The following is a 24,411-nucleotide window of genomic DNA, read 5'->3' on the forward strand; positions in this document are numbered from 1 at the left end:
ACCGAGTTTTGGGTAGGCACAGGCAATGCCCTCGGGAACGAGCGTCAGTCCTGGGGCGTGAGCCAGTTCGGTAGCTCGCCTACACTTCGCGTGGTCGCTCGGGCGAGCGGGCAGATGCTTCCGCCTGGCAATCGAGCTTTGGTGTGAAGACAGCTTGTCGGATGGGACTTGCGTGGGCTGTTCGAGTTCGGAACGACCGCCCGCGAGGAAGCCCTGCGGCCTGAGGTTGGGTGGATTCCTGCAGCATGGATTCTGGCCCAGGCGATCACCTAGACTGTAGCGATGTGGCGCCGGTATCCCCAGTGGCTCGATGTGGGCGAACCCGACGGAGATCCGCTCGGGGCGCCGATGCTGTGGCCCGACGGGCGTCACATCGCCGCGAACGGGCGCGGGCGCATCTTCCTCTGGAGTCTGGCGACTGGTGAGAGCACGCGGGTCCTGAAGTCGGGCGCCATCTGTCGGAATGGAGAGCCCTGGTTCCGGCTGGCGGGTGAAGCCGAGCTGGGCCGCGTGCTCGAGGCGCACAAGATCCGCGGCCTGGCCGTCTGGGACTCCATGGATTGGCGACGCGTGCAGACCTTCGAGGGCCACGGCGAGGAGGTCCAGGCCGCCGCGTTCGTCAGTGGGGACCGCGTCGTCTCCGTCAGCGGCGACAGCAGTGTGCGGCTGTGGGACGCATGGACGGGCGAGAACCTGCGCACGCTGGAGACCGGACCGCTCTACGCGATTGCGAATGCGCCCACCCGGGGCCTCGTCGCAGTGGGCGGAAGCAACGGCGCCGTGCACCTGCTCGAAGGTCTCACGCTCAACGTCCGCGCCTTCTTCCACCTACGCATGGCCACCGTGCGCCATGAGCCCCTCGGCGCCGAGCGCAAGAACCAGCTCGGCATCGTGTGGAACCGCCCGTCAAACACCCTCCGGGCGCTGGCCTGGCACCCCGACGGAGAGCACCTCCTCTGCGGGTCCTGGGACTTCGTGGCCCGCATGTTCCACAGCCACACCGGCCGCGTCGTGCGGCAATGGCAGGGCCATGCGCACTGGGTGGAGTACGTTGCGGTGGAGCCCGTGCGCGGGCTGCTGTGCACCGGGAGCTCCGATGGCACCGTGCGCGTCTGGTCGCTGGACTCCACCGACTGCCTCGCCGTGTACGACGTCGGCCACGCCGACCTGGGCGGCCTGCTGGTGCATGACCGGACGCTCTACGTGACGTGTCAGCGGGAGCTGTTGTCGGTGCCTCTGGACTAGCACAGCGCTTTCCCATTGGCGGTCGAAGAGGAGCGGTTCTCGGTGCGCAGTCTGAAATGGCTCGTTGGTGGCATGCTGGTCGTGGCCTTGTTGCTGGGCGGGGCGTTCGTCTGGGGCATGCAGCGGGTGGATTTTCCCCGTCAGCTCGGACACGGTCAGTGGATGAGATGGAGTCCCCCGCTGTTGGCCGGTATACGCCGATGATGTCCGGCAATCCCCATGGGCCGCCGAGGCCTTGTCCGCCCATGGGTCTGCGGCGGTGAGTTCCTCCGCATTACCCTCTCGTCCTCTAGCCGGATGAAGTCCGCCGTTTGGGAGGGGACGGTGCGGCGGGCTCTGGCCAGAGTGAATACTCAGAGAATGGGGGCTCAGTGGCGGTTGGCGTCGCGCACCCAAGTGCGAGTCCTGTCTCGGAGGTTCTCCACCAGGGCGACTCGCCGGTGTCTCAGTCACCGGCGCGAATCGAGGCTCGCCTCGATGTCTGCATGGGGTAGTCTGGCCGAATGAGCATCCTTGATGTGCTAGCGGCCATTAATCAAGTCGCTTCCGGCAATGGGCTTTCTCCTCTCACGGTGGGGCCTGCGTTCGGCATGACCGAAATCGAGGCCGTCGAAGCGAACCTGGGCGCCTTGCTCCCCATCGAACTCTTCGATTACTTGTCTCGCTTCGGCCGCGTCGATGCGTGGGGCGTCGCCGCTACGTTCGACCTCCAATCATTGGTTGCCGAATCGCAATCGCTGACGCGGACGCTCACGTCATCGCCGAGGTTCCGCCCGCAGAAGTACCCGTTCCTGGCTCCCCTTCACTCGGGAGACGCGGTCGCCGTCATCGTGGGCACGACGGATGCGGCGTCGGTGGGCTATTCATTCGTTATCGCGAACAAGACACGCCGCGAGAACAGCGCGTTCTGGTTCTTCTGGCGCGACGAATACCAGTTTGAACACGTCGCCGACAACGTGGCCGATTGGCTCGACTCCTTCTTGGGATACGCGCTCGCATACGCGACTCAACATTCGAAGTAGTCCTCGTCCCGGATGAAGTCTGCCCATGTGCGTGGGATTGGAGCGCCAGGCAGCCAGCGAGCGAGAGCGTCACGGACGTACACGCGCGGCAGCTCCGCCAGTCGGTTCCAATTCACCTGGAGCTTCTCGGTGAGCTGCGTGGGGTTGAAGAGGCACTCCATGGCCTCGCCGTGAGGACATTGCGTGGCGGGTTGGGTACTGCGTCAACCCGCCCTGGTCGCCAGCTCCCTGGCTGCCTCGACGAAGAGGCGCAGGGGCGTCGAGCGCTGTGCGCGGCTGGGGTAGTACAGGAAGAAGCCCGGCACGGTAGGTGCGTAGTCCTCCAGCACCCGCACGAGGCGGCCGGAATCCAGCTTCGCTTGGATGGCGGGCTCCAGGGCATACGCCAGCCCCAGCCCCTCGGCGGCGAGCGCCGCGCTGGTCAGCTCGTCGTTGGTGGCGACGCTGCCTTGCACTGGGACGCGCCACGTCCTGTTTCCGCGCTCCAGTTCCCAGGCATAGGGCGTTCCGGTCGTCTGGGAGCGGAGGACGATGCACTCATGCCGGCGGAGGTCCTCGGGGCGCTCCGGGTGGCCGTGCTTCTCGAGGTAGGCCGGTGCCCCTACCACCACGAAGCGGAAGGCGTCCGTCAGCCGGACCTGCACCATGTCGCGCTCGATGGTTTCGTTCAGGCGCACGCCGGCGTCGTATCCCTCCGCGACGATATCGACGAGGCGCTGCTCGACGATGACGTCCACCTCCACGCGGGGGTGGCGGGCGCGGAAGGTGGGGAGCACGGGCGTGATGAGGAGGGGCACTGCCGCACGGGGCACGGACAGCTTCAGCCTTCCGACGGCCTCTCCAGGTTGGGCGGAAGCCCCGTGGAGGGCGGCAGCGGCCTGGGCCAGGCCCGGGCCGGCCTCCTCCACCAGGCGCCGCCCCGCGTCCGTCAGGGCCACGCTGCGCGAGGTGCGGTTGAGCAGGACTACATGCAGATGCTCCTCCAGGTGCCGCACTGACTGGCTCACGGCGGCTGTGGAGACGCCGAGCTCGCGCGCCGCGCCTCGGAAGCTTTGCAGCCGCGCGACGGCCAGGAAGACGTGGAGCTGCTGGAAGAGGGCCGTCTTCATTGCAGTGGCTCCTTGGAGGCGCTGAGGGGAGTTCCCTGGAGGCCCCTTTCGCCAGGGCGCCGGGCCGCCGTCAACCCCTGCTTAACGGCCCGTTCGCGCCCCTTCGGCTGGTCCCCACGGGGGGGCGCCGCATAGTCCTTCCAGGGACTGCGCGGCCCTCGTGTGCGCGCCCGAAGACTCGAGAGAGAGAATCATGTCCATCGCACCCCTCGCGCCGGCCCCCCGCTCCACGTCCTGGAGCGCCGTGTTCGCGCTCACCCTGTGCGTCTCGACGCTCATCGCGTCCGAGTTCATGCCGGTGAGCCTGCTGACGCCCATCGCGTCGGACCTCCACCTGACCGAGGGCCGTGCCGGCCAGGCCATCGCCGTGTCCGGCCTCTTCGCCGTACTGACGAGCCTCTTCATCGCGTCCGTGGCGAGGAGCGTGGACCGCCGGAAGCTGCTGCTCGGCCTCACCAGCGTGATGCTGGTGTCGGGCGTCGTGACCGCCCTGGCGCCGAGCTTCACCGTGCTCATGGTGGGCCGCGCGTTCATCGGCGTCGTCATCGGCGGCTTCTGGTCGTTGTCCGCGGCCACCGTCATGAGGCTGGTCCCCGAGAAGGACGTGCCTCGGGCGCTCTCGCTCCTGAATGGAGGCAACGCGCTGGCCACCACCATCGCGGCGCCGCTCGGCAGCTTCCTGGGGCAGTACATCGGGTGGCGGGGAGCGTTCTTCGCCGTCGTCCCCCTGGCCGCCATCACCTTCGCGTGGCAGTTCTTCACCTTGCCCCCGATGCCCCCGCAGCGGGCCGCTCCGCCTCCGAGCGCGCTCGCCGTCCTCCGACGCCCCGAGGCGCGGTGGGGACTCCTGGCGGTCACGCTCTTCTTCATGGGGCAGTTCGCCCTCTTCACATACCTGCGTCCCTTCCTGGAGACCGTCACCCGGGTGGGCGTGTCCCCGCTCTCGCTGGTCCTCCTGGGGATGGGACTCGCGGGGCTTCTGGGCACGTACCTCATTGGGTTCCTCCTGGCCCGGCGACTGTCCACCGTGCTCATCGCCGCGCCGGTGGTGATGGCCGTCATCGCGGTCGCGCTCGCCGTCGTCGGCCGCTCCCTGGCGCCAACGGCCGTCCTCCTCATGGGGTGGGGGCTCATCGGCACGGCGGCGCCTGTCGCCTGGTGGACGTGGCTCAGCCGCGCGCTGCCTCGCGACGCGGAGGCGGGCGGCGGCCTCATGGTCGCGGCCATCCAGCTCGCCATCACGGCGGGGGCCTCACTCGGAGGGCTGCTGTTCGACCGGGGGGGCTACCAGGGCACCTTCGCGGCGAGCGCAGCGCTGCTCGGGGCCGCGGCCCTCGTCGCGGTCCGGGCGTCGAGGGACGTCCGCGCGGGAGCGGCCGAGGCCCCTACGGCGGCACCGGAGAACCTCGCCTGGACGGAGGCGCGAAGGCCCACCGTCAACGAGCGCTGAACGGCCCATTCACGTCCGACGCGTGGTTCCCACCCGAGCCGGGCGGTATCCGTTGGACAGGGCGCTGTCGAACCTCACCTTCCACCCACGAGGACGAAGAGATGAAGACGATGAAACGATTCCTCACGACACACCGACGCATCTGGCGCGGTGCGCTCCTTCTCGGCGCCTCCTCCGCGTTGCTGGCCTGCGCGGCGCCCGCGGCCTCGGTGGCGCGTCCGACGCCGGGCCTCGAAGCCGGGGACACGTCCCAGGGGGCGGACAACTTCTACACGAGCGACAGCGTCACCGTTCAGCGGGTCGTCTTCAGGAACCAATACGCGATGGATACCGTGGGGACTCTGTTCGTTCCCAAGGACCTGAAACGAAGCGAGAGGCATCCGGCGGTCGTCGTCGGTCATCCCATGGGGGCGGTCAAGGAGCAGAGCGCGAACCTGTACGCCACGAAGATGGCGGAGCAGGGCTTCGTCACCCTCTCCCTGGACCTGTCCTTCTGGGGCGAGAGTGCCGGCCAGCCCCGCAACGCCGTGGCGCCGGACATCTATGCCGAGGACTTCAGCGCCGCGGTGGACTTCCTGCGCGCCCAGCCGTTCGTCGACAAGGAGCGCATTGGCGCCATCGGTATCTGCGGCAGCGGGAGCTTCGTCATCAGCGCGGCGAAGATTGATCCACGCATCAAGGCCATCGCGACGGTCAGCATGTACGACATGGGCGCCGCCAACCGGAACGGGCTCAATCATTCGGTGTCCCTCGAGCAGCGCAAGAAGCTCATCGAGGAGGCGGCGCTGCAGCGCGACGTGGAGTTCGCGGGCGGCGAGGCCCGGTACACCAGCGGGACGCCCGAGGTGCTGAGCGACACGTCCACCGCGATTGACCGCGAGTTCTACGACTTCTACCGCACCGCGCGGGGGCATCGCCCGAACACCACGACGCATCCGAGGCTGAGCACCAACACGAAGTTCATGAACTTCTACCCGTTCACGGACATCGAGACGATTTCTCCCCGGCCGATGCTCTTCATCGCGGGTGAGAACGCCCACTCCCGGGAGTTCAGCGACGAGGCCTACCGGCTCGCCGGTGAGCCCAAGGCGCTGGTCATCGTGCCCGGCGCGGGCCACGTGGACCTCTACGACCGCGTCCAGCTCATTCCCTTCGACAGGTTGACCACGTTCTTCCGGACGAACCTGGGGTGAGCCGCGGGTCGCCCGGCAGTGCACACGAGACAAGGAGACGACCATGCGTGGAGTGGTGATGGAAAAGCCCGGCGACGTTCGCGTCGAGGAGCGCGAGGACCCGAAGATTCTCGAGCCGACCGACGCCATCATCCGGCTCTCGGCGACCTGCATATGCGGGTCCGACTTGTGGCCCTACCGCGGCGTCGAGCGCGTCGACCGCACGCCCATGGGCCATGAGTACGTCGGCGTCGTCGAGGAGATTGGCGACGAGGTGAAGACGCTGAAGGTCGGTGACTTCGTCGTCGGCTCGTTCGTGATTTCGGACAACACGTGCGAGATTTGCCAGTCCGGCTACCCGTCGCGGTGCGTGCGCGGCGAGTTCGTGTCGCAGACGATTGGCACCCAGGCCGAGCGGGCCCGCATCCCCCTCGCGGACGGGACGCTCGTGGCCACGCCCGCGCAGCCCCCGCCGGAGCTGATTCCGTCGTTGCTCGCCGCCTCCGACGTGCTCGGCACGGGCTGGTTCGCCGCTGTCGCCGCCGAGGCTGGCCCGGGCAAGACGGTGGCGGTGGTCGGTGACGGCGCGGTCGGGCTGATGGGCGTCCTGGCCGCCAAGCAACTGGGAGCCGAGCGCATCATCGCCATGTCCCGTCACGCCAAGCGGCAGGCGCTGGCCCGCGAGTTCGGAGCCACCGACATCGTCGAGGAGCGGGGCGACGAGGGCGTGGCGAGAATCAAGGAGATGACGAATGGGCTCGGCGCGCACAGCGTGATTGAAGCAGTCGGCACCCAGGAGTCGATGATGCAGGCCATTCGCGCCACCCGCCCCGGCGGGCACATCGGCTACGTCGGCGTCTCCCACGAGGGCGTCTCCCTCCCGGCGGACGAGTTGTTCTTTTCCGAGGTGCACCTGCACGGAGGCCCTGCCCCGGTGCGCCGGTTCCTGCCCGAACTCATCCAGCTCATCTGGGACCGGAAGATCAACCCTGGCAAGGTCTTCGACCTCACCTTGCCGCTCGCGGAAGCGAGCGAGGGCTACAAGGCGATGCACGAGCGCCGCGCCATCAAGGTGCTGCTCACCCTTTAGAGGGTGTTGTCGAACCTCGGCGCGGTGAGCACCGGGAGAACATGGGGAAGCGCTACCCATCGCCCCAACGAGGGGCGGCAGCGTTGGTACGGCCTGCCTCCCGAGATTGAGCGGCCACCGCTTCCTCGCGGATTCATGGTGGTGGAGCGCCGCTGGGTGAACCTCTTTCGCCGCCTCGGCAAAGACTACGAGCAGAAGCCCGCTTCCAGCGAGGCCTTCATCGGGCTGGCCATGACAGCGCTCCTGCTGCGCCGACTCGCTCCTGCATGAGGGTTCGACAACACCCTCTCAGGGTTGAGGTGTCGGTGCGCGAGCCTCGGGGGCCTGGAGAACCAGGTCTCCTGGTCGGGGCCCCGCGTTGGCGCGCCAGCCGGGGGCCAACTCCAACACCCAGCCCTCGCCTTCCCAGCGAGCATCTCGGGGCTCCGAGTGGGGGGCGTTCACCGTGGCCGTCTTCCAGTCCGAGGAGAGGAGCACGTCGGAGGTCGCAGTGAGCGAGCCCCATGCATCGACGATGCGAGCGCCGGGATACACCGTGCCGTGCTCGGCGAGCGGGATGAGCTCACCGGGGTTGAATTGGATGCGCATGCGAACCAGGGGAAGGTGTAGCACTGGGCCCTCCACCAACTTCTTGCGCAGCGCCTCGGCCCGGGCTTGGGCGAGGCGAGCCCGCTCGCGTTCGGTCTCTCGCAAAGCGGCGCCTCCGTAGCGTGCTTCGCGCTCGGGTGAGGGCTCGGGCGTGCCCAGCCGCAGTGCGTCCTGGAGCAGCGTTCCCAGGTCCGCTCCGGCGAGCGCTCGGGCACGCCACCCCTGGGCGCGGGGGCCCGCCTCGTCCAGCAGGAGGCCGTAGGCGGGACCTGATGCATATGCGAAGGAGCGCACGAAGGAGCTTCGCTTGACGGCATTGGCGAGGTTCTCCAGCGCTAGGGCTCGCCTGCCACGTGCGTCGGCCACCGCCAGCGCCACGCCCGTGTATTCGGCGAGGCCTTCGTGCTCCTCGAGGAGCCTTTCCGCAACCGCTGATTCAGGGAAGAGCGCTCGGCGCTCGCGACGGAACACCAGTGCGTCCTCGACGGCGCGGCTGCGGACCGAGGGTGTCGTCGCGCGCAGGGCGGCCTCGAGGGCACGCCACTCGAGTTGCAGCAGCGTGCGGCCCTCGAGGCCATCGAGGTGGGCATTGTCCTTCTCCCGCCCAGGGTGGCCCAAGGTGGTGCGGAGCCGATGAAAAGCCTCGTGGGCAAGCAGAGCACGGCGACGCGCGGGGGCGTCGGGCAACGGAGCTTGGAGCTGGACCCAGGTGGTTCCCGCCCAAGTCAGGGCCGTGTTGGCGATGGTGAGTTCCGAGGGGAGCACTCCCACCCAGGGCCCTGTCCCCGCCCCCTTCGGCCAGGTGCTCGCGACGAAGACGCGCGTGACGGGATGGACGACGAGGAGAGGGGCACACAGCGACTGGCCCCACAGTCGCCGTCCCTCGGCGTCACACGTCCGTTGGAATTCGGCGAAGGTCGAGGTGAGTGCCCCCACCTCCAGAACCTCGGGCACTGTTTTCACCTCGGGCTCGGCCGCGGCCGAGCCGAAGCTTGAGAAGATAGTCGCCGCCACAGCCACCCGCGCGAGTCTCACCCGTCGAACGAGTCTCAATCCGCCCTCCATTGTTGGGTCGACAGTATAGGACCTGGCCTCTGCTGCAACCCACGAGGAGCATCTGCCCCAGCACCGCGCGGACTTGCGCCACGCAGTCGCGGCTCCTGGGAAGGCCGCGCCGCTCGGCTGGGAGACGAGGTGTTCTCCTACGTGCGCACCTCGCTCGCAATGCCGCACTGGCGATGGTGGCCTTGACGCGCTCATGACCCAAGGAGCCGATTGGGCGAGCGCATGTGGTAGCCCAGCCGTGGGTGATGCGGCGCTGGCGTGCGTGTTCAGCGGTCTCGGAGTACACAGGGACATCATGAGTCGTCCAGAACATGGCGACGAGGGAAGCACCGAAGAACTCATCCAGGTTGCCCTCGAGGGGTTTCGTAGTTGAAGTGCACCACAGGTACGCGACGTTGGCGCGCCCCGCGCCCCCACTCGCATTCCCAGTGAGTGGAAGGCGAGTCGCCGGCCGCGCAGCTCACCACGGACTGCTCGACCTCCTCGCTCGTCTCCACCGGAAGGTTCTCCTCCTCGAGGGAGCCACCACACCTCAGGAACACACGGCCAACGAGAGCCTTGGACGCCATTCGCATTGTCTGTCCTTTCGGGGCCACGGGCCGTTTGCCCATTTCCACCATGGACAAACCCTGACAATGGACATCAAGGCGCCGACGGTGACACCCACTGGCTCTGGCGACGAAGGGCAGGCAGCTGCCTTTGTCTGGTTGCATCAGGGAGCATCCGCATCAAGGCAGAGAGGCAGACGTTGAAGCCGCGTCATCCCCCGTGCTTGATTCTCCCGAGTGGGCTTTGCGGTGTCAGGGCGTACCTGGGTGAAAAGGGGAGGTCGTGATGATGCGGAGTCTTGGGCCGAGGGCGTTCCGTCGGGTGGGTCTCCTTGGCTTCGTGATGCTCGTGAGTCAGCCCGTGGCGGGGGGCGCGCACGCCGAGACTCCGGACGAAGTCGCGACCACCCTTGCCGCAATCGACGCGGTTCTTGCCCCAGCCGGGGCCAGGCGTGTGGACGCGAGCCGGTCGTCGACCGAGAGGATGGGAGGTACCCTCTGCAGTGCGACCCCGCGAGAGCCGGGAGCTTGGAACCGGGACTTCCTCTGCGACGCGACCACGCTGGTCGGGCGGTGGACGTTGCAGAACCTCCGTGCGGATGGCGGGCAGCGCGTCAGCGCGAACCTCGAGGTGCGGAGGTTCACTTCGACGGAACGAGGCCAGTCCGCCAAGGACACGGCTCTCGAGCGGTACGGCGGTGAAAATGCCTCTCTATCCGAGGGGGCGATCAGCTGGTGTTTCCTGGATGTGTCCTGGACGGAGGAGGTGGTGTTCTCACTCTGGTACGGATGTGACATCAGCCTTCCGCACGTAAAGGCGCTTCAGTCCGTGAGGTCGGAGCTCCTGAAGGTGGGCAAGCCATTCCGGGAGACGGGGGTCGTGGGCGTGGCAGGCACTCACAGTGGCTGGAGCTACCTGCTCGACGCGGAAGGTCGAAAGCGAGCACCCTTGGTCGATGAGGCTCGATTCAGGCACTTCCTCAAGGTTGTCGATGTGGCGGCAGACGATGTGCTCTGGCTGCGCGGGAGGCCTCAGTCAAGTGCTCTGGGCGCGAAGCTCGACAAGCTGCCAGCGACGGCGACCTGTGTTCCATTGGTTTTCACTCCTCCCTCCAGGGCTCAGGAGCTGAAGGGGTGGGTCCGGGTGAAATTCAATGGACGGGAGGGTTGGGTCAAGCAGCGATACGTCGCCGAGCAGCCCGCGAGCGAGTGCTCCTCCCGGCAGTGAACTGGAGGAAGGCGCCGCTCACCATGCCGAGGCCCCTCGAGGACGGGCCGCCTTCGAGACGACCGCCTTGGGTGGAGCCCTCCGGTGATCCATGACGGGCCCGTCCAAGCCGGTCGCGACGCCGTCCTCGGGAAGCGCCCGATGGACGTTCTGCGCGGGGGACGGCCGCACCCTCGACAAGCTCGACCAGGAAACGGGCGCATGGGAGCGGTGGGCCAACCGCCAGAGGCTGCGAATCCGCTGGCGGTTCACTGTCCCAAAGGCCCGGGCGAAGTTCGGCTACAACTCACCAATCTTCTCCCGGTCAGAGGACTGGAGCCTCGGCATCGCAGGGCATGCCCCTGCGGTCAGTGGAACGACGCTCAATGATTTGTAGGGTCAGCGGTGCGCAGTAAAGCGCCCTCGCGCCATGAAAACGTTCTCGTCATCGATAATGACTTGCGTGCTTGCATCTGTGCGCCAGATGTCGATGAGTTCCTGCACTCGCGTGGAGGTGAGGGGCCAGACGTCACCATGCGGAGGCTTCTCGACGAGCACCCACTCATGGACGCGCCCCTCGTCCGGCTGTGGGCCACCCACGGCGTAGACTTCGCTGCGGTCCGCCAGCAAGGCGACAAGGTTGCTGCTCAGCAGCGCCGAGCCCTCGCTGTGCTGGGTGAGCATGTCCACGCCCCGAGAGAGGCTCGCCAGTCGCTCCGGTGTCCTGGGACAATGACGCGGGGAGGTCTGGGGAGAGACAAGCGTGCTCGTGAGCTTCCGCAGGTTCGGCTCGTTGCTGGCGAGGAGCACCACGCTGGTGGAGGCGATGACCCACCAGGGCGGGCTCCGGGTGCGGAGGACAGGCAGGAAGCCCACGAGCGCCGCGGCGACAACCGATACGCCATAGTGAAACCGCCAGGCCATGGCGAGGAAGCGGATGCCCAGCATCGGGAGCAGGACCAGCAGCCAGGTCCAGTCGGGCCGCAGCCGTTCACGCCATGCCCAGACCCCCAGTGGGACGAACAGCAGCGTCAAGGTGCCGATGCGCGACACATGAGGCGGAGCCAGACGGAGCGAGAGATAGTGGAACCAGCCTCCCTCCATCCCCTGTCGGAGGCGGAAGGTGTAGTCCACGGTGGAGCCCAGGAGCCAAGGGCGCAGCCCATAGACCCATGTGAGCCAGGCGAGGGACAGCGCCCCCACGAATGTCGCCAGGCGTCGCTCCCCACGCAGGAACAGCGCGAGGGTCAGCATGACGCCTCCGAAAGCGAACTCCTCCTTGCAGGCAAACAGGAGGACCAGTGACGCTAGGAGAAATCCTTGGCGGCGCAGATGGAAGGCCAATCCCGTCAGCACCCAGGGCAGCACGGACCACGTCGTCGGGTGGACGGGGAACTTCATGGCCTCCACCATGCTGGGACTCAGCAGCAGGAGTGCCGCGAGCAGAACCAAGGCATTGCGGCTCAGCAACCCCTTCAAGTGGAGCCAAAGCAGGGGGGCCACAGTGAGCAGCACGAAGAGTGCCTCGACGACCAACGCGGCCCACATGGGTGGGATTATCCGCGCCAGAGGATGTGCCACCCAGAGGATGGGGTCGAAGTGGTCGTTGAAGATGAAGACCTGCCGCGCGCTGATCCACGGGTTGGGCTCCGCCAACGACAAGCGCGCCACTGCCTGGGAATAGATACCCAGGTCGAAGTTTGGGAAGCATGCCTGCGCGGCTTGAAGCCAGACAGGGACTACGACGAACACCCCCCAGATGAGGACCACGAGAAGCAGGGCCAAGGCCCCCAACCCGTGCCGCATGCGTTCGGGGCTCGAATCACTAATGGAAGGAACCATGGCGCCAAGTCGAGGCGATGCTGGCAACGGTCGTGGGCTCGTGCCGATTATCGCTCTCCTACGGTGTCAGGTCCTACAGGCCGTGTCACGGCTTTGGACGAAGGGGGCCGCCGGAACAGAGCCATGCGTCCTTGTCAAACTGCGCGGGACGTTGTTGCGCAACAGCAGAACCCGGACTGGGCGTTTGGCGACTCCGCGGTGCGTCCAGTGATAGTCGCGGGGCCCAAAAATTGAAGTTGGGTGAAATGAACGTCGACTGAGCAGGAGATGACGCGCATCGGCTGAACCCTCTCACGCGACAACTACCTTGACGCTCACCGCGAACTTCGCGCAGCCACTGAATTTCGGGTAGGCACAGCTCCCCAAGTCGGACGTGGACCTCACTGCGGGCACCCTCGTGGCGGTTCGGTTTCACGCGAGCGACATGACCAGGGGCTGCCAGGCGGGACCTGCTTCCCATCGACAAGGGACTGGTGCCCTTCCTGCGCAAGGTCATGGCCGCTCTCGCGGCCGGGTTCAGCCCAGCCCCGCCGTCACGCGCGCCACCAGCCAGAAGGTCCCCCTCACGATGTTGCCGGGCCGCAGCCGGGGTGTCGCCTCGTCGGCCGCCGCGAGGACGTCATAAGTGCCTCCATAGGTCCGCACGAGGGCGTGCTGGAACGGGTGGCCGGTGACGCCGTTGGTGCGCACGTCCGCGGCCTCGACGTGCCCGGTGAAGTGGGCTCGGGGCTCGACGGGCCGAGGAGGGCTGCCCTTCGACATGAGCGAGGCAGGGTCGGGGATGAAGAACTGCGAGCCCAGCAGCGCCTTCCCCGGCTTGCGCGAGGCCTCGTAGGCCGCCTTGTCCGGCCAAGCCTGCAGCGACTCGGCGAAGGCGCACTGGGCCAGCTCCAGCACGATGTCGGTCTGGATGCGCTCGCGCACCAGCACGAGGTCATCGAGCTGCGTGGCGAATGGGTAGAGGACGTCGCCTTCGAGGTCCACCAACTCGGCCGCCAGCGAGTCGCAGAAGCGGCAGCTCTTGTCGGCGGCAAATCCGGTGGCGCGGACCCGCAGGCGCGACTCCGCCCGGAAGCCCGGGGTGGCGCACTGCACCTTGCCCGCGTGGTTGAAGACGAAGCTGTAACTCGCACCCGAATCGTCGGACCACACCTTCAACTCGTGGTCGCGCGTCGTGCCCGCGGTCGTGGTGTGCTCCAGCAGGGAATCCATGACGTGCCCAAAGGCCGCCTTGTCTTTGGGGCGGAGTCCGATGCAGGCGTGGTGGCTTGTCATCCACCAATGGTAGCACGCGCCTATTGCTTCGCCGCGCCGCGCACCTCGTCCAGGACGCTCAGGTCGACCAGGTCCTGGAGGCCGGCGTCGGGGATGAAGCCCGGCGCCTTCGCGTGGGCCGCGGCGGTGGCGAGCGCGGAGGGCACCGGGGCCAGGCTGGGCTCCATGCGGGAGAAGGCATCCTGGAGGACATTGGTGGGCAGGGGCTTGCGGGTGAGCCGGGCGAAGGCGGCGTTTACGGTGTTCCTCGCCCCAAGGTTGAAACCGATGGGCTTGGCCCCCCGGTGGAGAGGGCAGAAGGTTGGATGTGAAGCGCCTGAAGCAGGACGAGCATCAGCCCTCCCAGCAGCATTTTCGAGGCCCATCGCCCCCGCGCCTGACGGCGAGCGCCCCCAGCCCGTGCATGGGCAGACAGGCCCGGAGAATCCGGCTCCTTGGTCTAACAAGCTGAATGTCATTGGATGACATTGCCGTACCAGCGCTGGCGCGTGGTGGCTAGACTGCCGCTATGCGCGGGCGCTCCTTGAAATCCCTCGCCTCGGCCGAAACCGGGACGCGGGTTTGCGGTTGACGATCTCGCCTACGAACCAACCGGCGGCTCTTTCTCCAGGGCATCGGCAAACTTCCGCATCAGTCTCACGAAAACTTCTATTTCGTCCTTGTCCCAGTCTTTGAAAATAGCGTGGCCCATCCGCTCGCGCGCCGCGTCGATGCGGTCCGTCATCGCCTTCCCCCTCACCGATATGACCGCCTCACGCACGCGGCGATCAAGGGGATTCTCGCGGCGCTTCACCAAGCCGAGGCTTTCGAGCTTGGCCACCTGCCGGCTGACAGTGGTGTAGTCGCGTCCCGCACGCTCGGCCAGGTCCACCACACCAATGGGCCCCAGCCGCTCGATGCCCACGAGCACGGAGAACAGTGCCCGATCGAGCCGGATGCCGGCTTCCTCGATCATCTTCTCGTCGTTCCGCGGCCGATTCAGCGCACTGACGATGCTGACCAGCGCCCCGTGTAGCACCTTCATCTGTTCGGAAATGTGTGCATCTTGCACATTTTTTCTGATGGGCATAGCGTGGCTCCTATTGGGTGCATATTGCACATATTGGAGTTGGCATGGCAAACCATTCGACGACCGACGTTCTAATCTGCGGTGCCGGCGCGGCTGGCCTCACCCTCGCCATCGAGCTGGCGCGCCGCGGCGTCGCGTTCCGGCTGATCGAGAAGATGTCCAGGCCGTTCCCGGGTTCGCGCGGTAAGGGCATCCAGCCGCGAACGCAGGAAATCTTCGAGGACCTTGGCATCCTCGACAGGGCGGTGGCGGCCGGCGGACTCTATCCGCGGCAGCGTATCTATCGCGATGACGGCAGCTATCTCGATACGGACATGGCCGAGGACGCCGATCCGACCCCTGCCGAGCCTTACCACTTGCCCTTGATGGTCCCGCAGTTCGTGACCGAACGCATCATGCGCGAGCGGCTGAACGAGCTGGGCCATCGGGTGGAATTCGGCTGCGAGTTGCTCGGCTTCGAGCAGGATGGCAGTGGCGTCATTGCGCGCTTTGCGGGACCGAACGGCGAGGAAACCCTTCACGCCCGCTATCTGGTCGGCGCAGATGGCGGGCGCAGCTTCGTGAGGAAAACGCTCGGCGTGGACTTCCCCGGCAAGACGCTGGGCGTGCACGCCCTGGTGGCGGATGTCGTGCTGACGGGGCTGGCCCCCGATGCGTGGCACCAATTCAACGACGGCGACATGGAGCGGATGGTCGCGATCTGCTCGCTGGCCGGAACCGATCTCTTCCAGATCCAGGCGCCGATCCCGCCGGATGCACAGGCCGACCTCTCGGCCGACGGGCTGAACGCCCTGATCGCCGGACGCACGGGGCGCGCAGACATCATCGTGCGCTCGGTGTCCTGGGCCTCGGATTACCAGATGAACGCGCGGCTGGCCGAGCGCTACCGCGTGGGCCGAGTGTTCCTCGTGGGTGACGCCGCCCACGTGCATCCGCCGACCGGCGGACAGGGGCTGAACACCAGCGTACAGGATGCCTACAACCTGGGCTGGAAGCTCGCGGCCTCGCTACGGGGTGCGCGGGAAGACCTTCTCGACAGCTATGAGGTCGAACGGCGCCCGGTGGCCGAGGCCATGCTCGGCCTCTCGACCCGGTTGCTCGATGCCCAGAAACAAGGCGGGATGCGGCGAGGACGCGAGGTGCGTCAGCTCGATATCGGTTATCCGGGCTCACCGCTCGCCAAGGAACTGCCCGAACGCAAGGGCGGCCTGCGTGCGGGAGACCGCGCGCCGGACGCTCCGATTCGTGGCGCGGCAGGCCAGCCTGCAAGGCTGTTCCAACTGTTCCAGGGGCCGCACTGGACACTGCTGGTCCATGAGGCCGACGGTGCATTGATCGAGGCACGTCCGGGCCTGCATGTCCACCACGTCGGCGCGCAGAGCGAGGTCGTCGACGCGTGGGAGCACATCCGTGACGCCTACGCATTGGCACCAGGCGAGTGCGTGCTGATTCGTCCGGACGGATATGTCGGCGCAATCCTGAACGCGGACCAGACCGCGGAGCTTGAGGTCTATTTGGCCCGCATGGGCGTGGCTCGACTTGAAGAAGAATCGAAATGAAAGCCGCGACCGTTACCGCTGCGGGACTGGTACCTGCGCTGGGCGTGCTTGGCTCCCCTGTGGCATCCGAAGGCGAGAAGCTGATTCGGGTAAGCACCGCCGCCATCAGCCATGTCGTCAAGGCCCGTGCGCCGGACGCACATGACAGCGCGGACGAGTCGTTCCCGTTGGGGGGGGCCAGGTGGGCTTGGTGTCTGCGCAGGACATCACCCTGCCAAGCCCCGTCCTGAGCGCCTCGGCGATCGAGCTGATGGGCAGCGGCCTGGAGAGCGTCTTCAAGCGGGTGCCTTTCGCCGCTTGCGACAAAGCATGGCCGCAGGATGACGGCACCCGCCGCACAGTCTTTGTCATGAATGCCGGAGGAATGGGAAATGACAACTGATTCCTTACCGAAAGATGCGACCGGTAGTCCGAAGACGCTTGACTGGCGGTTGCTCCTGCCGGTCTTTGTGATCGTCAGCATGTATGCCGCCGGTATGGCTGCTGTTATGCCCGTGCTGCCCTTCTATATACGGGAGATGGGGGGTTCTCCGCTGGTCCTGGGCATCGTCGTTGCGACGGAGGCTTTCAGCCAGTTCTCCTCCGCCCCAGTCCTCGGCCAGCTTTCCGACCGATTCGGCCGGAAACGGATTCTCCTTGCGAGCCAGTTCGCCGCAGCAGTGAGCCTGCTGTTGCTCGCAAGCGCGCCGAACATCTTCTTCATACTGCTTGCCCGAGCGCTTTTCGGAATGACTGCGGGGAACCTCTCGGCCGCCGCAGCCTACGTCGCGGATCATTCGGACGCCAAGAGTCGACGGCAATCCATCGGCATTTTGACAGGCGGGGTAGGTTTGGGAGGGATTGTCGGCGCGGGCCTTTCTGGCCTTTTGTCCGACACCTCATTGACCGCGCCGATTTACGCCGCCCTCGTGTTGACGCTCCTTACCGTCGCCGTGACCTTCTTCCGGCTGGAAGACGGACAGGCGACGCCTCGCCTTGAGGGTCAAGCCAACGGAGAGAAGCGCTCGTTCCGCGCGATCCTGGGAGCACCCGTGCTCCGAATACTTGTCATCGTGATGGTGTGCCATTTCTTCGCCTATGGCATGTACACCTCGCAGATGCCCGTATTTCTGGCGGATACATTCATCTGGAACGGCCATGCTTTCGGACCGAAGGAACTGAGCTACATCATGATGGCCGATGGTGTGATCAATGTCCTTGTCCAACTTTTCCTATTGGGTTGGCTGGGCAAGTATTTCACCGAGCGGAACTTGATCATCTTGATCTTCGCCCTTGTCTGCGCCGGATTCCTGACCGCTGGCCTGGCCAACACCTTGCCCGTTCTCGCTTTTGCAGTGCTTTGCGTCAGCACCGGCGACGCCCTTGCAAAGCCCACCTACCTTGCGGCGCTCTCCGTCCAAGTCCCTCCCGAGCGGCAAGGCGTCGTCATGGGAGCGGCACAAGCACTGATCGCGGTAACGGACATCTTGTCCCCCGTCCTCGGTGGCTTCATTCTGGGGTATGCGCTTTACGGCGTCTGGATCGGCGTCGCCATGGCTGTCGCCCTTGCCGGAGTTGCGGTGACCATTGCCCGACTCCCGAAGAGCGATCCGGAGTTGATAGCGAAGCCCGAAGCGCCGTAGGAAAGGCGGTGATGTTCCTATTGCTTTCGACATCCACTACTTGGTGCGGCAGCTTGGCGATGCGCCCAAGATGTTCGGCTGGTTGTCAGGCGAATCATTCGCCCGAGTGGAGCGGCTGCCGCGGAGCGCCAGGCGGCAGCCTTCCGCGCTCCTGGGGCCCTGGCGCTTGAAGCGGGAGGAGACCGACGTGGGCGAACGCCCGCGCCCTGCCGAGGATTTGGGGGGCTCCGGGGCGCTGTCTTCCCTACCCAGATGACCCGAGCCGGCATGAGCAGAGAGACGAGGGCAAAGGGCTGTGCCGGTCGAGAAGCGCGGCCGAGACAGTCCGAGAGCCGTTCGTCAAGATCTGCTCCCGGCGGACGGGGCCAGGCGTCTCAGCGCGCGGGCCGGTAGTGCATGGCGACCGCGCCGCTGCGGAGCGGCTTCGCCGAGACCAGCTCGAGCCGTCGCGTGCTGGGAAGCCCGCTCTGGTACAGGGTCGGGCCGTGGCCGACGATCCTGGGGTGGACGAGGAACTTGTACTCGTCGATCAGATCCAGCCGGTCCAGCTCGGTCGCGAGCTTTCCGCTACCGAGGAGCACGCCGGCCGGGGTCGCGTCCTTGAGCTTCTGCACGCCCGTGCGCAGGTCGCCGGCGATGTGGTGGCTGTTGGTCCACGGGAAGTCCTTTCGCGTCGACGACACGACGTACTTCGGCTTGGCCTCCAGCCTGACCGCCCACTCGCGCATCGCCGGCGGCGCCTCCTGGTCGCCGCGGGCGACCGCTGGCCAGTCTCTCTCCATCATCTCGTAGGTGACGCGGCCCCACAGCATCGCCCCGCACTCGTCCATGAGGCGGGTGAAGAAGGCGTGTGTCTCGTTGTCGGCGATTCCCTCCTGGTGGTCGACGCAGCCGTCCAAGGTGACGTTGATGCTGAAGGTCAAGAGTCCCATGCGGCGAGTCTAAGCCATTCACTCCTGGCGATGGAACGGCAGGCCGTCGCAGAACTTGTCGCTGAGGATGTGCGCCAGGAGCGAAGGTGTCGCGAGCGCGCGCGGAAGGATCTGCGGCGGCAGCGGTGCGGTCACAATCGTCGGCGCCGATCCTCGGGGCGGAGCCCTCAAGCAGCGGGGCGTTCAGCTCGATGCGTTCCTCCGGGAGGTCGGCCTCGCGTAGGTCGCGACGCCCAGTCGGCTTGCGCTTGCCGCCAGGCGGGCGCGCCCGGCCCGTCTCGGTTGGATCCGCCGGCGCGGACGCAGCGGGCTGTCCGAGCTGCTGGTTGAGCGCGTCGAGTGCCGCGAGCTTGTGGGCAAACTCGAGTGCCAGAGTGGTGGGGATTGAGTATCGCGCACTCAGTTGGGGGATGTGCGATGCGTGTCGAAGCCCATCGGTTCGCAGCGCGAAATCCGGAGCCGCGCGGGGCGTGCGTAACAAGCCCCGCGCGTTCCTCTACGAGCGTCTCTCGCAATGCGTTGCGCCTGACCAGCTACGGGCCCAGGTGCGCCGGGTATTGAAGTCGCGAACACGCTGGCGTGCTGGCGAACAGCGAACGTGAGGTGATGGTGCGTTCCCACTCGTTGCCACGCTGTGCGATGACGCTGCGTCTCGTTCCCCAGTCCTCGTAGGCCATGAACCGCATGATAGACGCGTCGGCTACTGACGCACGAAGCCGCGCGGGTGGCTGCGCGCGGTGCTCGTGGGCCGCAGATTCGCGGACTCGAACTGCTCGTAGCGGAAGCCGGAGCCCGGCTCGAAGACGTTGGCGGTTACCTCCCAGGCCGTGCCTTGACCGCTGGGGGCGGGCCTGCTCGGAGCCAGCGTGCTGGGCTGCGGGAAGTCGAAGGCCTGCGCGCCCGCCTGTGCCTGCGAAAGATACACCCAGTCCCACGACATCCCTCGCGCGCCTCGACGCACGGAGAGCAACTCCGTGCCCGCGGGCGCGGTGAGCTGATACGCCCCCTCCGCGACCGTCGGCACCGTCCCGGTGCTGCATTCACTCAGCCCCGGCGCCACGCCCCGGACGCCATCCGGTAGCGCCACCGCGCCGACAGCACCCGCGGGAGGATTGTAGACCCGGGTCGTCAACGTCTCGCAGAGCGCTGCCTCCACGACCGTCGCCTCGAGCGAGACGGCCTGAGTGGCGGGTGCGGACGCAGGGATGTAGGTCGCGGAGAACGTCCTCGACGTGCCGCCCGTGCTCTCTGGGGGGCCATTGGGCTGCGCGGGAAGTCCTGACTGGAGGCGAACCCCTCGCGCATAGCGGGCATTGATGAAGGCGGGCCAATCCGCGGGAGGCACGAGGGTGCCTGTCGTCGTCGTGGTCGCCAGGGGGCCTGGTTCCAGCGCGATGTCCAACGTCGTGTCCGCGACCAGCGGCCCCACATCCCCCACGTCCTTGTGAGAATAAAGGCCTCCCGACTCGTAGTAGGCATAGACGGAGAGCGGAACGCCCGCCGGCACCCCCGCGAGCTTGTAGCTGGCGACCCCACCCGTCAGACCGACGTAGAACGTGGTCGCGCTGAAGCCGGTGGGCGCGACCACCCAGATGGTGGCGCCACTGAAGCCGCTCGTCACTCCGCCCGAAATCGTCCCCGACAGCGTGACGGTCTCCGCCGCGGACGACGGAGTGGCCCGCTGCCACGCCGTTCCGTCGAAGGTCCACACCGCCCCGGTCCCCGTGAGGAGGACGAGGTCGCCTGTCGTGGGGTCCGTCTCGAGCTTCACCCCACCACTGCTCGGAGGACTCCCCGCTGCGCCCTGCGCGGTGACCGTGGTCCACGCCCCCGCGCTGAACCGGAGCAGATCGTTGCGCGCGGCACCGTTGGACGTTCCTCCGAAGAGGTACATCCCCGCGCCGGGCCGATAAGCCATCAATCCACCGCGACGGACCGCCGGCAGCGAGGGCGCGCTCGCCCAGGCATTGGTCGAGCGGTTGTACGTGGAGCACGTCGCCAGGTCGGCGCCGATGGGCGCGCCGCTCGCACCGCCGCAGATCCACATGAGCCCGGAGCTCGTGTCGAGCGCGGCGGCGGCGAAGGCGCGGGCGGCCGGCAACGTCCCGGTGGGAGACAACTTGGCCCACCCCTGGGCATAGCTCCAAAGCTCGTTGTTGACGAACAGGCCTCCCTGCGAGCCCGTCCCGGAGGTACCTCCGAACAGCAAGATGCTGCCCGAGACCGGGGAGGCCGTCACCGCTGCGCCCGAACGCGCGGAGGGCCCCGGCGCCCCCACTTGCTGCCAGGTCCGAGTGGCCGAGTTGAACTGCCACGTGTCCGACAGCTTCGACCCCGTGCAGCTCTCTCCACCGAAGAGCACGCTGATGCCGCTCTCCCGATACTGGAAGGCGCCACCGACCCGCGCCGGAGGCGCCGCGGGCGCCGAGAGTCCCGGGACACCCCACTCCTCCCAGGTCCCGGTCGCGACGGAGGTGAGCGCCACCGTGTCATTGAGACACCCCATGGGCTGGTTTACACCCGAGCCCCGTCCGCCTGTCATGATGAAGCCTCCCGCTTGCGCATCCCAGGTGGCGCTCGCGCTGCCGCGCGGCAGGGGCACCGGGTAGCTGGGGACGAGCAGCGTCACCAGCGAGGCATTCACCCGCGCCATCGTGGCGTTGGAGAGCCCCGCGCCGTTGGCGGTCACGTCCACGGTATCCGATACGCCATCCAGCCCCAGGCCGGTGAAGTAGGCGCGCCCCTCTGCATCCGTGAGCGCTTCACGCGCGGGCACGTACTCCACGCCATTCTTTCGCACCCGTACGCCAGCGCCCTCGTGTGCGCGCCCATCCTCTCCAATCACGAAGACGGTCAGCGCGTCCGTGATGGGGCTGCCCTCCGGCTCCACGCCCACCGTGCCACTGGACCCGAGCGCCCGCGGAGCCACCACCTCCAGCGACAGCGTGGCCTGGGCTGCCTGCCCGTTCGCGTCCATGACGACGACGTCCACCGCGTGGCTTCCCGCCATACCGGGCGCGGGAATCCCAGAGAGGATGCCGGTGTCCTCGTCGATCGTGAGACCAGACGGGAGTCCGGTGGCGCTCACCTGGAGCGGCGCGGTGCCTCCCGCCGCGAGGATTGCCTCCGCGACACCGGGGGCACGACGGTACGTCACGCCTTCAGTTGCCTGGGTGAGCTCCGTCGTGAGGATGGCGGGGGCCGAGTCCAGTGAGGCGGCGGAGATGTCTGTCTTTTGTGGTGCGGTGCGGTCGGGGGAATGGACAGCGGGGGATTCCATACAGCCTTGGCTCAGCAATGCGGAAAGACAGCCAATGCTCAGGATACGAGCGGTGGTCATGAACGCTCCAGGTCACGAGGGACCTCTCTCAGCCAGGCCTTCCACCTCGAAGCACGCCGAATCGCGTTGCCAGGCCCACTCAAGAGAGGATTTGAAGCCGACGCAGGGTGGCGGACCGGACGAGCAGCGTCAAGGCTGATGGGCTTGCATCGAAGCCCGACCCAGGGAGGGACGCGCAAGGCCTCGCTCCAACATGGGTCGGCGCCCCTTCGGGCATCCCGCGCTCCGGGAACCTTCCCGCTTCGCTCCCGCCGTGTCCATTTCGACAGGGCACGGCCGCGCGCTGTACGTGGGCACGGCCTCCCGGGGCCGCGCCGCGCTGAAGTTCTCTCCGACCAGCCGGTCGTACGTGAGCAAGCGATAGCGCCGCATCCAGTCCGCCCAGGTCCTCGGCGCGGACTGAAGATGATGTCACCCCGCGAATTCCGTACTGCGCATTCCCAGCCCTGAGCTGTCCGATTTGACGGGGGCAACTCCAGGGGAATGGCCCCCAGCCTTGCTGGCCAGGGAGTTCGACAGTCTCGTGCGCGCCGCGCTCACTCGCGTTGATGTCCGCATGACCCAGCGACCGCATTTTGGGTAGGCACAGGGTGTGTCATGAGGCCAGTTGACGCGTCAGCAACTGCGGCTGACGTGTCAAACGCGGAGCCTGGCTGTTTCATCCTCCTGAATCACGCTGGATTCGGCCTGGCGCATCATGGCGCCGTCATTGCATGGGCTCGACTCAGGTTTGCTGACCACACGCCGGGACTGACCGCCCGGGCCCTTTGGCTTGCACCTTGGCCGCCGTGCTTGCTCAGGAAACTTTGGCCACTCAGGCACCTACGCGCCTTCCACCCAGGGCAGACCGGACTTCAACGAGATGGGCGACGACATCACAGCCAGACGCAAGGACGCGCATCTCGACCTTTGCTCGACGGGTGACGTCGAACCCAGCGGAAACAGCACCCTGCTGGAGTGCGTCAAGCTGGTCCACTGCGCGATGCCGGAAATGTCCGTGGAGGACGTGGACCTGTCCACGGTGTTCCTGGGCAAGCGGCTGCGCTACCCGCTGCTCGTCACCGGCATGACGGGTGGGACGGAGCGTGCGGGTGCGGTGAATCGCGACCTGGCGCTGCTCGCCGAGCGCCACGGCCTGGCCTTCGGTGTGGGCAGCCAGCGCGCCATGTCGGAGGATGCCTCGCGGGCCGCGTCCTTCCAGGTGCGGCAGGTGGCGCCCACGGTGGCGCTCCTGGGCAACATCGGCATGTTCCAGGCCATCGGGCTGGGCGTGGAGGGGACGCGCCGGCTGGTGGACGGCATTGGCGCGGACGGGCTGGCGCTGCACCTCAACGCGGGCCAGGAGCTGACGCAGCCGGAAGGCGACCGGGACTTCCAGGGCGGCTACCGCGTGGTGGAGCTGCTGGTGAAGGCCTTTGGCGACCGGCTGCTGGTGAAGGAGACGGGCTGCGGCATCGGCCCGGACGTCGCGCGGCGGTTGGTGGACCTGGGCGTGCGGAACATCGACGTGTCCGGTCTGGGCGGGACGTCCTGGGTGCGCGTGGAACAACTTCGCGCGTCGGGCGTACAGGCACAGTTGGGGGCGGAGTTCCGCGCGTGGGGCATTCCCACGGCGGCGGCCCTGGCCACGGTGCGGCGCGCCGTGGGCCCGGACGTCCGGTTGGTGGCGAGCGGTGGCCTTCGCACGGGGCTGGACGCGGCCAAGGTGCTGGCGCTGGGGGCGAACCTGGCCGGCATGGCGCTGCCGTTGTTCCGCGCGCAGCAGGCGGGCGGGCTCGAGGCGGCGGAGGCGGCGCTGGAGGTCATCCTGGCGAGTCTGCGGCAGGCGCTGGTGCAGACGGGAAGCAGAAGCTGCGCTGAACTGAGACAGCGCCCCCGGGTCGTCACCGGCGAGTTGAAGGATTGGTTGGCGGCGCTGTAGCGGGTGGCCGCGCTGAAGTCTGGAAGGAACAACATGTCTGACACCGTGACGTCCCGGCTTCCCGGGTTCCACAAGCTGCCGATGGAGGAGCGCCACGCGCACCTCTCCCGCATGTTCCGGCTCACGCCCGAGGACCTGCAGCAGCTGCTGGGCTCGGAAGTGCTCCAGCCCGTCCTGGCGAACCAGATGATTGAGAACGCGGTGGGGACCTTCTCCCTCCCGCTGGGTCTGGGCCTCAACCTCCAGGTCAACGGACGTGACTACCTGGTGCCCATGGCGGTGGAGGAGCCTTCCGTCGTGGCGGCGGTGTCCTTCGCGGCGAAGATTGTCCGGGAGGCGGGCGGCTTCATCGGTG

At 67.2% G+C, this 24,411-nt stretch carries 20 protein-coding genes and 1 pseudogene; 12 read left to right on the top strand and 9 right to left on the bottom strand.

Translation table 11 applies throughout. The features are described from left to right. Positions 1–282 precede the first annotated feature (282 nt). Together FMP39_RS11575 and FMP39_RS11580 are read left to right on the top strand one after the other, a co-directional pair. Positions 283–1,245, top strand: coding sequence for a WD40 repeat domain-containing protein (locus FMP39_RS11575; RefSeq protein WP_141589967.1), 963 nt, complete (start codon positions 283–285; stop codon positions 1,243–1,245). Positions 1,246–1,748: 503 nt separating this feature from the next. Then, complete coding sequence (locus tag FMP39_RS11580; RefSeq protein ID WP_141589968.1) at positions 1,749–2,267, top strand: hypothetical protein; 519 nt, start codon at positions 1,749–1,751, stop codon at positions 2,265–2,267. On the opposite strand, the gene FMP39_RS37915 is transcribed toward FMP39_RS11580, so the two are convergent. Together FMP39_RS37915 and FMP39_RS11590 are read right to left on the bottom strand one after the other, a co-directional pair. Further along, positions 2,252–2,428: a hypothetical protein gene (locus FMP39_RS37915; protein ID WP_228557898.1), complete on the bottom strand. Its 177-nt coding sequence runs from the start codon at positions 2,426–2,428 to the stop codon at positions 2,252–2,254. The two genes, FMP39_RS11580 and FMP39_RS37915, sit on opposite strands and share 16 nt — an antisense overlap. Before the next feature lie 42 nt (positions 2,429–2,470). After that, entirely contained in the window at positions 2,471–3,376 is a 906-nt protein-coding gene (locus tag FMP39_RS11590) for a LysR family transcriptional regulator (protein WP_141589969.1), read from the bottom strand. Positions 3,377–3,569: 193 nt separating this feature from the next. On the opposite strand from FMP39_RS11590, the gene FMP39_RS11595 reads away from it, so the two are divergent. From FMP39_RS11595 to FMP39_RS38410, 4 genes are all read left to right on the top strand, one after another. Beyond that, the gene (locus FMP39_RS11595; RefSeq protein WP_141589970.1) at positions 3,570–4,826 is read left to right on the top strand and encodes an MFS transporter; all 1,257 of its coding nucleotides are present in this window, start codon (positions 3,570–3,572) and stop codon (positions 4,824–4,826) included. Between the two features lie 110 nt (positions 4,827–4,936). Further along, on the top strand, positions 4,937–6,019 hold the full coding sequence (locus tag FMP39_RS11600; RefSeq protein WP_194858357.1) for an alpha/beta hydrolase: 1,083 nt from the start codon (positions 4,937–4,939) through the stop codon (positions 6,017–6,019). 43 nt (positions 6,020–6,062) lie between these two features. Further along, on the top strand, positions 6,063–7,088 hold the full coding sequence (locus FMP39_RS11605) for a zinc-dependent alcohol dehydrogenase family protein (RefSeq protein WP_141589972.1): 1,026 nt from the start codon (positions 6,063–6,065) through the stop codon (positions 7,086–7,088). A gap of 135 nt (positions 7,089–7,223) precedes the next feature. Continuing rightward, positions 7,224–7,358, top strand: a complete 135-nt coding sequence (locus tag FMP39_RS38410; RefSeq protein ID WP_255508478.1) for a hypothetical protein — start codon at positions 7,224–7,226, stop codon at positions 7,356–7,358. Between the two features lie 18 nt (positions 7,359–7,376). Here the strand turns inward: FMP39_RS38410 and FMP39_RS11610 are convergent, their stop codons facing one another. Next, positions 7,377–8,630 (bottom strand): hypothetical protein, encoded by a 1,254-nt coding sequence (locus FMP39_RS11610; RefSeq protein ID WP_228557899.1) that lies wholly within the window; start codon positions 8,628–8,630, stop codon positions 7,377–7,379. A gap of 945 nt (positions 8,631–9,575) precedes the next feature. On the opposite strand from FMP39_RS11610, the gene FMP39_RS11615 reads away from it, so the two are divergent. Next, the gene (locus FMP39_RS11615) at positions 9,576–10,517 is read left to right on the top strand and encodes a hypothetical protein (protein WP_141589973.1); all 942 of its coding nucleotides are present in this window, start codon (positions 9,576–9,578) and stop codon (positions 10,515–10,517) included. Between the two features lie 378 nt (positions 10,518–10,895). On the opposite strand, the gene FMP39_RS11620 is transcribed toward FMP39_RS11615, so the two are convergent. The 4 genes from FMP39_RS11620 to FMP39_RS11635 all read right to left on the bottom strand — a co-directional run bounded on the left by FMP39_RS11620 (position 10,896) and on the right by FMP39_RS11635 (position 14,682). After that, a complete protein-coding gene (locus FMP39_RS11620; RefSeq protein ID WP_194858358.1) occupies positions 10,896–12,338 on the bottom strand; it encodes a DUF2079 domain-containing protein in 1,443 nt (480 codons plus the stop codon). Between the two features lie 516 nt (positions 12,339–12,854). Then, positions 12,855–13,550, bottom strand: a complete 696-nt coding sequence (locus FMP39_RS11625) for a hypothetical protein (RefSeq protein ID WP_141589975.1) — start codon at positions 13,548–13,550, stop codon at positions 12,855–12,857. An 83-nt stretch (positions 13,551–13,633) separates the two neighbouring features. Further along, the gene (locus FMP39_RS11630; RefSeq protein ID WP_194858359.1) at positions 13,634–13,780 is read right to left on the bottom strand and encodes a hypothetical protein; all 147 of its coding nucleotides are present in this window, start codon (positions 13,778–13,780) and stop codon (positions 13,634–13,636) included. A gap of 413 nt (positions 13,781–14,193) precedes the next feature. Continuing rightward, entirely contained in the window at positions 14,194–14,682 is a 489-nt protein-coding gene (locus FMP39_RS11635) for a MarR family winged helix-turn-helix transcriptional regulator (RefSeq protein WP_141589976.1), read from the bottom strand. A gap of 44 nt (positions 14,683–14,726) precedes the next feature. On the opposite strand from FMP39_RS11635, the gene FMP39_RS11640 reads away from it, so the two are divergent. From FMP39_RS11640 to FMP39_RS11650, 3 genes are all read left to right on the top strand, one after another. Continuing rightward, on the top strand, positions 14,727–16,241 hold the full coding sequence (locus tag FMP39_RS11640; protein WP_141589977.1) for an FAD-dependent oxidoreductase: 1,515 nt from the start codon (positions 14,727–14,729) through the stop codon (positions 16,239–16,241). 190 nt (positions 16,242–16,431) lie between these two features. Then, positions 16,432–16,623 carry a hypothetical protein gene (locus FMP39_RS11645; RefSeq protein WP_141589978.1) on the top strand — a complete coding sequence of 64 codons (192 nt, stop codon included), beginning with the start codon at positions 16,432–16,434 and terminating at the stop codon, positions 16,621–16,623. After that, a complete protein-coding gene (locus tag FMP39_RS11650; RefSeq protein ID WP_141589979.1) occupies positions 16,613–17,863 on the top strand; it encodes an MFS transporter in 1,251 nt (416 codons plus the stop codon). The genes FMP39_RS11645 and FMP39_RS11650 overlap by 11 nt, the downstream gene beginning before the upstream one ends. Before the next feature lie 374 nt (positions 17,864–18,237). Here the strand turns inward: FMP39_RS11650 and FMP39_RS11655 are convergent, their stop codons facing one another. Together FMP39_RS11655 and FMP39_RS11660 are read right to left on the bottom strand one after the other, a co-directional pair. Further along, entirely contained in the window at positions 18,238–18,795 is a 558-nt protein-coding gene (locus FMP39_RS11655; protein ID WP_141589980.1) for a dihydrofolate reductase family protein, read from the bottom strand. Positions 18,796–19,495: 700 nt separating this feature from the next. Then, positions 19,496–22,075 (bottom strand): kelch repeat-containing protein, encoded by a 2,580-nt coding sequence (locus tag FMP39_RS11660; RefSeq protein WP_194858360.1) that lies wholly within the window; start codon positions 22,073–22,075, stop codon positions 19,496–19,498. A 922-nt stretch (positions 22,076–22,997) separates the two neighbouring features. Here FMP39_RS11660 and fni point away from each other — a divergent pair. After that, positions 22,998–24,056: a type 2 isopentenyl-diphosphate Delta-isomerase gene (gene fni / locus FMP39_RS11665; protein ID WP_141589982.1), complete on the top strand. Its 1,059-nt coding sequence runs from the start codon at positions 22,998–23,000 to the stop codon at positions 24,054–24,056. 33 nt (positions 24,057–24,089) lie between these two features. Next, positions 24,090–24,411: pseudogene (locus FMP39_RS11670) on the top strand (3-hydroxy-3-methylglutaryl-CoA reductase); the annotation flags it as partial.

The sequence above is a fragment of the Myxococcus sp. AB056 genome, assembly GCF_006547365.1.
GTDB classification, from domain to species: domain Bacteria; phylum Myxococcota; class Myxococcia; order Myxococcales; family Myxococcaceae; genus Myxococcus; species Myxococcus virescens.

What these genes read in the sequence shown, in the direction of transcription:
- FMP39_RS11575 (WP_141589967.1), top strand. Translation starts at nt 283, where the DNA reads ATGTGGCGCCGGTATCCCCAGTGGCTCGATGTGGGCGAACCCGACGGA.
- FMP39_RS11580 (WP_141589968.1), top strand. Translation starts at nt 1,749, where the DNA reads ATGAGCATCCTTGATGTGCTAGCGGCCATTAATCAAGTCGCTTCCGGC.
- FMP39_RS37915 (WP_228557898.1), bottom strand. Translation starts at nt 2,428, where the DNA reads ATGGAGTGCCTCTTCAACCCCACGCAGCTCACCGAGAAGCTCCAGGTG.
- FMP39_RS11590 (WP_141589969.1), bottom strand. Translation starts at nt 3,376, where the DNA reads ATGAAGACGGCCCTCTTCCAGCAGCTCCACGTCTTCCTGGCCGTCGCG.
- FMP39_RS11595 (WP_141589970.1), top strand. Translation starts at nt 3,570, where the DNA reads ATGTCCATCGCACCCCTCGCGCCGGCCCCCCGCTCCACGTCCTGGAGC.
- FMP39_RS11600 (WP_194858357.1), top strand. Translation starts at nt 4,937, where the DNA reads ATGAAACGATTCCTCACGACACACCGACGCATCTGGCGCGGTGCGCTC.
- FMP39_RS11605 (WP_141589972.1), top strand. Translation starts at nt 6,063, where the DNA reads ATGCGTGGAGTGGTGATGGAAAAGCCCGGCGACGTTCGCGTCGAGGAG.
- FMP39_RS38410 (WP_255508478.1), top strand. Translation starts at nt 7,224, where the DNA reads ATGGTGGTGGAGCGCCGCTGGGTGAACCTCTTTCGCCGCCTCGGCAAA.
- FMP39_RS11615 (WP_141589973.1), top strand. Translation starts at nt 9,576, where the DNA reads ATGATGCGGAGTCTTGGGCCGAGGGCGTTCCGTCGGGTGGGTCTCCTT.
- FMP39_RS11620 (WP_194858358.1), bottom strand. Translation starts at nt 12,338, where the DNA reads ATGGTTCCTTCCATTAGTGATTCGAGCCCCGAACGCATGCGGCACGGG.
- FMP39_RS11625 (WP_141589975.1), bottom strand. Translation starts at nt 13,550, where the DNA reads ATGGATTCCCTGCTGGAGCACACCACGACCGCGGGCACGACGCGCGAC.
- FMP39_RS11630 (WP_194858359.1), bottom strand. Translation starts at nt 13,780, where the DNA reads ATGGAGCCCAGCCTGGCCCCGGTGCCCTCCGCGCTCGCCACCGCCGCG.
- FMP39_RS11635 (WP_141589976.1), bottom strand. Translation starts at nt 14,682, where the DNA reads ATGCCCATCAGAAAAAATGTGCAAGATGCACACATTTCCGAACAGATG.
- FMP39_RS11640 (WP_141589977.1), top strand. Translation starts at nt 14,727, where the DNA reads ATGGCAAACCATTCGACGACCGACGTTCTAATCTGCGGTGCCGGCGCG.
- FMP39_RS11650 (WP_141589979.1), top strand. Translation starts at nt 16,613, where the DNA reads ATGACAACTGATTCCTTACCGAAAGATGCGACCGGTAGTCCGAAGACG.
- FMP39_RS11655 (WP_141589980.1), bottom strand. Translation starts at nt 18,795, where the DNA reads ATGGGACTCTTGACCTTCAGCATCAACGTCACCTTGGACGGCTGCGTC.
- FMP39_RS11660 (WP_194858360.1), bottom strand. Translation starts at nt 22,075, where the DNA reads ATGGAATCCCCCGCTGTCCATTCCCCCGACCGCACCGCACCACAAAAG.
- fni (WP_141589982.1), top strand. Translation starts at nt 22,998, where the DNA reads ATGGGCGACGACATCACAGCCAGACGCAAGGACGCGCATCTCGACCTT.